The organism is Streptomyces sp. 8K308, from assembly GCF_004348315.1.
In the GTDB taxonomy this organism is placed as follows: Bacteria; Actinomycetota; Actinomycetes; order Streptomycetales; family Streptomycetaceae; genus Streptomyces.
In genome coordinates, this window is sequence record NZ_SMKC01000343.1 from 1 (window position 1) to 7391 (window position 7391).

A 7391-nucleotide genomic window follows, 5' to 3' on the forward strand; every position below is an offset into this window, starting at 1 on the left:
TGTGTATAAGAGACAGGTACGGGGCAGCCATGCCGATGACCCTGCGGGCCGCGCCTGAGAGACCCGTTTTATGAACATGTGATTGGTCTGAGAATCGGGTCTGGAATCGGTAATGCGCCGGGACGGTGGCGGCGCCGGCGCCGCCACCGTCCCGGCGCTAGGGGATCGCGAACCGGATGCCCGTCAGGTCCTCGGACGCGGCCCACAGCCGCTCGGCCATCGCGTCGTTCCTGGTCCAGGCCGCCCGCCAGGGCCCGCCCGGGCCGCCGCGCAGGGTTCGGGCGCCCAGGACGCTCGGCCCGGTGAACGAGTCGGGCGCGACGTGCGGCGCGGTCGCGGCGTACAGCAGCGGGGTGGCGCCCACCTCGGGCGGGGCCGCGACGAGCCGGTTGAGCAGCCCGGCCGCACGCTCCTGGAAGGCGCTGCCGGCCAGCCTTGGCCCCTTGGCCTGGAGCTCGGTCGCCGCGTACCCGGGGTGCACCGCGGCCGCCAGCACGTCGTGGCCGCGCAGCCGGCGCGCCAACTCGTGGGTGAAGAGCAGGTTGGCCGACTTGGACCGGCCGTACGCGATCCAAGGCCGGTACCCACGCTCGGAGTTGAGGTCTCGCAGATCGATGTTGGACAGCCAGTGCGCCAGGCTGGAGACCACCACGACCCGCGCGCCAGGGGTGGCGAGCAGCCGGTGCGCCAGGAGCCCGGTGAGCGCGAAGTGGCCCAGGTGGTTCACGCCGAACTGCGTCTCGAAGCCGTCCGCCGTCCGGGAGAACGGGATGGCCATCAGGCCCGCGTTGTTGATCAGCACGTCGAGCCGCCGCTCGCCCCAGTCGCCGGCGAACGCCCGCACCGACGCCAGGTCCGCCAGATCGAGCAGCCGCAGCTCGGCCCGGGCCTCGGGTACCTGGCCGAGCAGCCGCTCCAGGGCGGCCTGGCCACGCTGCTGGCTGCGGCAGGCCAGCACCACCTGGGCGCCGCGGCGCGCCAGCTCGCGCGCCGCGACACAGCCGAGCCCGCTGTTGGCGCCGGTGACCACCGCGGTGCGGCCCTTGAGATCGGGGATGTCGCGCACGGTCCAGCCCATGCGCCAAGCCTAGGCCGCGCCGCGGTGTCGTGCGATACGAGTCAACCCCCGGTCACGTGCGCGGATTGTCCGCCTTGCCGCCCGCCGACCCTTCCGCGTCCACCGGCGTCACGGTGACGGGGCAGCTCAGCCGCCGGTCGCGGCCGACGACCCGCTCGGGCCCGGTGAGCGTCAGCGGCAGCCGGTGTCTGATGTCGGCGCTCGACGCGGCGAGCCGCAGCTCGATCGCGCCCGGGTCCACGATCCGCCGGCCGGGGGCCACCGTGTACGCGGCCAGGTCGGGGTGGAAGCCGAACCGCACCTCGGCCGACCGGCCGGGCGCCAGCTCCACCCGCGCGTAGCCGATCAGTCGGTTCACCGGGCGCGGGGTCCTGGCCACCGGGTCGTGCAGGTAGAGCTGGACGACCTCGGTGCCGGCGCGGTCGCCGGTGTTGGTCACGATCAGCCGCACCTCGGCGCCGGTGTCGGTGGCCACCGCCTCCGCGTCGACCGTGGCGTCGGTCCAGGCGAAGCCCGTGTACGACAGGCCGTGCCCGAACGGGTAGCGGGGCGTCGGGTCGACGGAGCTGGCCTCGCCGGCGTGGCCGAGCGGCGGCGCCAGGTACGTCCACGGCTGGCCGCCCGGGTGCTCGGGCACGGCGACCGGCAGCCGGCCCGACGGGTTGACCCGGCCAGAGAGCACCCCGGCCAACGCGCCGCCGCCCTCCTCGCCGGGGAAGAACGCCTGCACGCAGGCGGCGAGCCGGTCGGCCCAGCGGCCGAGCGCGTAGGGCCGACCGGTCAGCAGCACCAGCACCACCGGCACGCCGGTGGCCAGCGCCGCGTCCACCAGGGCCCCCTGCCCGTCCGGCAGCCGCAGGTCGGCGGTGTCACAGCCCTCGCCCGAGGTGCCGCGCCCGAAGAGGCCTGAGCGGTCCGCGACCACCACGACGCACACCTCGGCGCCGGCGATCTCGTCCGGCGTCTCCACGCGGCTGATCTCGGCCGCCGGCAGCTCGGCGCGCAACGCGTCGAGCAGCGTGGGCAGTTCGACGCCCAGCGGCAGCCCGGGGTGCTGCGCGCCGGCGTGCCGGGGGAAGGTGTAGCAGCCGAGCATGGCCGCCGGGTCGTCGGCCAGCGGGCCGAGCACCGCGATCCGCGCGCCGGGCGCCAGCGGCAGCGCGCCGCCCTCGTTGGCCAGCAGCACCACCGACTCCTCGGCCAGCCGCCGCGCCACCGCCCGCATCTCCGGCGGGTCCAGGTCGACCGAGCTGGCGCCCCCGGCGAGCGCCGACGACTCGCCCGACCAGTCGGGGTCGAGCAGCCCGAGCTGCGCCTTCTGGGTCAGCACCCGCAGCACCGAGCGATCCACCAGGTCCTCGGCCACCTCGCCGGAGCGGATCGCCTTCAACAGCGGCTCCCCGTAGCAGCGTCCGGCGGGCAGCTCGACGTCGACGCCGGCCGCGAGTGCCAACGCCGCCGCCTCGGCCGGGGAACCGGCCACGCCGTGGCTCAACTCGAGGAAGGAGACGGCGAAGTAGTCGGAGACCACGGTGCCGTCGAAGCCCCACTCCTCGCGCAGCAGCCGGGTCAGCAGCTCCGGGTCGGCGGTCGCCGGCACCCCGTCCAGGTCGACGTAGGTGGGCATCACCGAGCGGGCGCCGCCCTCGCGCAGCGCCATCTCGAACGGCGGCAGGATCACGTCGGCCAGCTCGCGCGGCCCGATGGACACGGGCGCGTGGTTGCGGGCGCCGCGCGAGGCCGAGTAGCCGGCGAAGTGCTTGAGGGTGGCGACGATCCCGGTCGACTCCAGGCCCCGGACGTAGCCGGTGCCGATGGTGGCCACCAGGTACGGGTCCTCGCCGATCGCCTCCTCGGTGCGGCCCCAGCGCGGGTCCCGCACCACGTCGAGCACCGGGGAGAGCCCCTGGTGGATGCCGACCGACCGCATCGAGGCGCCAATCAGCCGCGCCGCCTCCTCGACCAACCCGGGGTCGAACGACGCGCCCCAGGCCAGGGGAGTCGGGAAGATGGCGGCCCGCCAGGCATTGAACCCGGTCAGGCACTCCTCGTGCGCGATGGCCGGGACCCCGAACCGGTTGCCCGCCGCGATCCTGCGCTGGTCCTCGGCCAACGTCCGCGCCCGCTCGGTCGGTTCGACGGGGGCGGTGCCGAACGGCCGGGTGAAGTGCCCGAGTCCGTGCACGACGACCGAACGGGGGTCGGGCGTCGAGGCGTTGATCTCGTGCTGGCGCGGGGCGACGTCGGCGTCGTCCTCTCCGGTGGTCTCCTCAGAACCGGGCCAGATGCCGACCAGTTGGGCGAGCTTCTCCTCCAGGGTCATCCGGGAGAGCAACTCGGCCGCGCGGGCCTCTGGGGGCAGCGAGACGTCCTGCCAGGGGCGTTCTGGGAGGTCGCTTCGGTCGGGCATGGCGTGCTCCTTCTCAGTGGTCGTGGGGCGAGGTCCGAGGCGGTTCCGCGTCATGCGACGGGCCCGGGCCGCGTCCCCGGGCTCCGCCGCGTGCGGGCGAGCGGCCATGGTCGGCCCGCGGTGGTCCGTGGTTCCCGTGGAGCACTCGTCACCGGCCGCCGACGCCCATCAGGCCGTTGATCAACTGCCGGCGGGCGAAGAGATACGCGGTGAAGATCGGCACGATGGAGAGCACGACGGCCGAGAGCAGGGCGGGGATGTCCGCCCGGTACTCGCCGATGTAGTCGTAGAGGCCGAGCGTCAGCACCCGGTTCTCCTGCGACTGGGTGAGGATCAGCGGGAACAGGAAGCCGTTCCAGGCGCCGAGCGCCGAGAACACCGCGACCGTGGAGATCCCGGCGCGGGACATCGGCACCACGAGCTGCAGCAGGATCCGGGTCTGGCTCGCGCCGTCGAGCGCCATCGACTCGTACAGCTCCTCGTCGATGTCGCGCATCGTGCCCACCAGGATCAGCACGCTGACCGGCAGCGAGAACGCGGCCGTCGGCAGGATCACGGCCAGCAGCGTGTCGTACAGCTCCAGCCTGGTGATGATCCAGTAGATCGGGATGATCACGGCCTGGGACGGGATGGCCAGGCCGAGCAGGAAGAGCTGGAAGGCGCGCCTGGAGGCCGTGGAGCGGTTGCGCACCACCGAGTAGGCGACGGTGACCGCCAGCACGACGGCGATCGCCGCGCAGGAGACCGTCACCACCAGAGTGTTGAGCAGGTAGCGCGGGAACTCCCCCTCCAGGACCCGCTGGTAGCTGTCGAGCGACGGGTTCGTCGGCAGCGAGAGGGGCCCGTTCTCCAGGTACGAGGCGCGGTCCTGGAGGGTGGACATCACCAGCACGTACAGCGGGATCACCACGATGCCGAGCCAGAGCAACGCGGCGAACCCCGCCGGGTAGTTGGCCCTCGGCAGCCGCCGCGGCGCGCGCCGGGACCGCTCGGCGGGCGGCTCCCGGTGTGTCTCGGGCCGCCGCTTCGCGACGGTCTCCGCGTGGGTCTGCGTCACAGCCCCTCCCTGGTGCTCTGCATCCTGGTGAACCCGGTCAGCCGCACCAGCAGCAGCGACACGGCGGTGGCGATGATCACCAGGGTGGCGGCGATGGCGCTGGCGTAGCCGAGTTCGAAGGTGCGGAAGCCCTCCTCGTACATCAGGAAGGGCAGGATCTTGGTGGCGTCGCCGGGACCACCGTTGGTGAGGATCAGCACGGTGTCGAAGTAGGTCAGCGCGCCGACCACCATCAGCACGGACGAGGTGACGATCGTGTTCCGCAGCTGCGGCAGCGTGATGGCGAAGAACTGCCGTACGGTGCCCGCCCCGTCGATGGACGCCGCGTCGTAGAGCGAGCGCGGGATCTGTCGGGCGCCGCCCTGGTAGATCAGCGTGTGGAACGGGATGAACTGCCAGCTGGCCACGAACACGATGGCGATGAAGGCGCCGCGCGACGAGCCGAGCAGGTCGGCGGTCTCCAGGTCGAACCACTCGGCGACGTCGGCGGCCAGGCCCAGGTTCGGGTCGAATAGCGTGCGCCAGAGCAGCGCCAACGCCACCGAGGACGCCAGCAGCGGCAGGAAGAAGATCGCGGACAGCACGGCGCGGTACCGCTGCCGGCCGGCGGCCCACACGCCGAGCAGCAGCGCGATCGGGGTCTGCACGGCCCAGGTGACCACGGTCAGCAGCAGGCTCAGCCAGATGGCGTTGCGCATGCCGTCGTCATTCCACAGCCGGGACCAGTTGTCGAAGCCGATCCACGAGGGGCTGGCCAGACCGTCCCAGTCGGTGAACGACAGGTAGGCGACCAGCACCATGGGCGCGGCGGCGAAGACCAGGAAGAACAACACGCCCGGGATCGCCCAGGCGAGGCCTGGGCGACCGGCGTGCGGGACGGTGACGGCGTCCTCCCGCGCGGATTGGCGGCTCATTCGACGACCGCCTAGAGGTCCTGCATGGCGTCGACGAACTCCTGCGCGGACAGGTCGCCGCCGAAGAGCTGCTCGATGTTGTCCATCATCGGCGTGGACTGCGCGGCCGGCAGCGCCTGGTCCCAGGAGAGCGTGAAGTCGGACGCGTTGGTGACCATGTCGTACTGGAAGTGCGCGAACTCCGGGTTGTTGTGGCTGTCGAGCAGCGACTCGGCGTTGGCGGTGGTCGGGATGTCGCCGTTGTCGATCAGCGCCTGCGCGTACTCCTCGCTGGCCATCATCGACAGGAACTCGACGGCGGCGTCCAGGCGTTCGCCCTCGACGTCGGAGTGGACCGACCAGTAGTTGGTCGGGTTGCCGACCACGGCCGAGGGGTCGCCCGCGCCGCCGGGGATGGCCGGGAAGGCCGCGAAGGCCAGGTCGTTCTCGGTGAACTCCGGCTGCTGCGCGAGCTGGTTGGCGTACTCCCAGGAGCCCATCAGGTGCATGGCCGCCTCGCCCTGGGCGAAGAACGTGGAGGCGCCGTCCGTGGTGTAGCGCACGGAACGGAAGTTGTTGCCGAACGCCCCGGCGTCCACCAGCTCGGTGACCCGCTCGGCCGCCGCGAGCACGGCCGGGTCGCCCCACGCGGAGGCGTCGCCGCCGCGGATCCGCGCGAACACGTCGGCGCCGCCCTCGCGGTCCAGCAGGTACTCGAGCCACATCAGCTCGGTCCACGGGTCGCCGCCGGCCAGCACGGCCGGGGTGACGTCGCGCTCGGTGAACGTCTCCACCAGACCCATCAGGTCGTCCCACGACGCCGGCGGCTCCACCCCGGCCTCGTCGAACAGCGTCTGGTTGTAGAACAGGATCACGGGCTGCACGCCGCGCATCGGCACCCCGTAGATCCGCCCGTCGATGCCGCCGGCCTCCAGGATCGACGGGATGAACGCGCCGTCGAGCTCCGGCTCCTCGGCGATGATGTCCGTGAGGTCGACGAGCATGTCCTGCTCGACGAAGTCGGAGATGCTGCCGCCGCCCCAGTTGAAGAAGATGTCCGGGGCGTTGGAACCGCCCATCGCGGTCCGCATGCGGTCCTGGTAGTTCTCGCCCGGGATCTGGGTCAGGTTGATGTCGATGTCGGAGCTCTCGTTGAAGCGCTCGACGAACTCCTCCTGGATCACGGTCGAGCCGTCCTGGTACACCCACACCTCGAGCCCATCCCCACCGCGCCCCGCCGGCCCGCTGCTCCCGCAGGCCGCCAACGTGCTCATCGACAGGACGCCGGCCGCCACGGCCGTGAGGTGACGTATTCGCCGGCTAGTAAGGCTTTGCATCGTCGCACACCTTCCGGAAACTCGCCGAAAATTATCGGATCAAGTGCCGAAGCAACGTACGACCAGCCGGCCACGCGGTCAAGCCCTGCTGGGCCCAACGCCCCGAAGGGGCCGCCCGTTGGACACACCGCGGAGCTGCCACCTCCCGCGGCACCGGGCCCCCGCAGGGGCCGGGGCGTGCACGCCCCGGCCCCTGCGGGGCGAGGGGGCGCCGACGGCTCGTTGGGCATCCGGCTGCGCCGGGCCCCGACGGGGCCGAGGCGGGCGCGCCGGCCCGGGAGGCCGGTGGTTGCTGTCTGTTGGGCACGTCGTGGGGCGGCGTGGGTGCGCCCGGCGAGCGCCCTGGCGGGCGGAACGCCTCGAAGGGGCTTGCGGTGGCGGCCCACCGGGCATCCGGCTGCGCCGGGCGTGCCAGGCCCCTGCGGGGCCCAGGCGGGTGTGCCGGGTCATGCGGGGCGAGGGGGCGCGCCTCGGCGGCCCACCGGGCATCCGGCTGCGCCGGGCGCGCGGGACCCCCGCGGGGCCCAGGCGGGCGTGCCGGCCCGGGGGTCGGTGGCGACGCTGCGCGGGGCTGTGCCTCGCCCCGGAGGGGCGTGGCAGGGCGGCGCTCCCCACC

The 7391-nt window shown here is 72.9% G+C and carries 5 protein-coding genes; all 5 read right to left on the reverse strand.

Features of this window, described 5'->3' with window-relative positions; genetic code table 11:
- Positions 1-157: 157 nt before the first annotated feature.
- The 5 genes from E1265_RS30525 to E1265_RS30545 all read right to left on the reverse strand — a co-directional run bounded on the left by E1265_RS30525 (position 158) and on the right by E1265_RS30545 (position 6712).
- The gene (locus tag E1265_RS30525; RefSeq protein WP_132934217.1) at positions 158-1078 is read right to left on the reverse strand and encodes an oxidoreductase; all 921 of its coding nucleotides are present in this window, start codon (positions 1076-1078) and stop codon (positions 158-160) included.
- Between the two features lie 52 nt (positions 1079-1130).
- A complete protein-coding gene (locus E1265_RS30530; protein WP_132934218.1) occupies positions 1131-3488 on the reverse strand; it encodes a glycoside hydrolase family 3 N-terminal domain-containing protein in 2358 nt (785 codons plus the stop codon).
- A 148-nt stretch (positions 3489-3636) separates the two neighbouring features.
- On the reverse strand, positions 3637-4545 hold the full coding sequence (locus E1265_RS30535) for a carbohydrate ABC transporter permease (protein ID WP_132934219.1): 909 nt from the start codon (positions 4543-4545) through the stop codon (positions 3637-3639).
- Positions 4542-5459 (reverse strand): sugar ABC transporter permease, encoded by a 918-nt coding sequence (locus tag E1265_RS30540; RefSeq protein ID WP_132934220.1) that lies wholly within the window; start codon positions 5457-5459, stop codon positions 4542-4544. The genes E1265_RS30535 and E1265_RS30540 overlap by 4 nt, the downstream gene beginning before the upstream one ends.
- An 11-nt stretch (positions 5460-5470) precedes the next feature.
- Complete coding sequence (locus E1265_RS30545) at positions 5471-6712, reverse strand: extracellular solute-binding protein (RefSeq protein ID WP_243741226.1); 1242 nt, start codon at positions 6710-6712, stop codon at positions 5471-5473.
- Between the last annotated feature and the right edge of the window lie 679 nt (positions 6713-7391).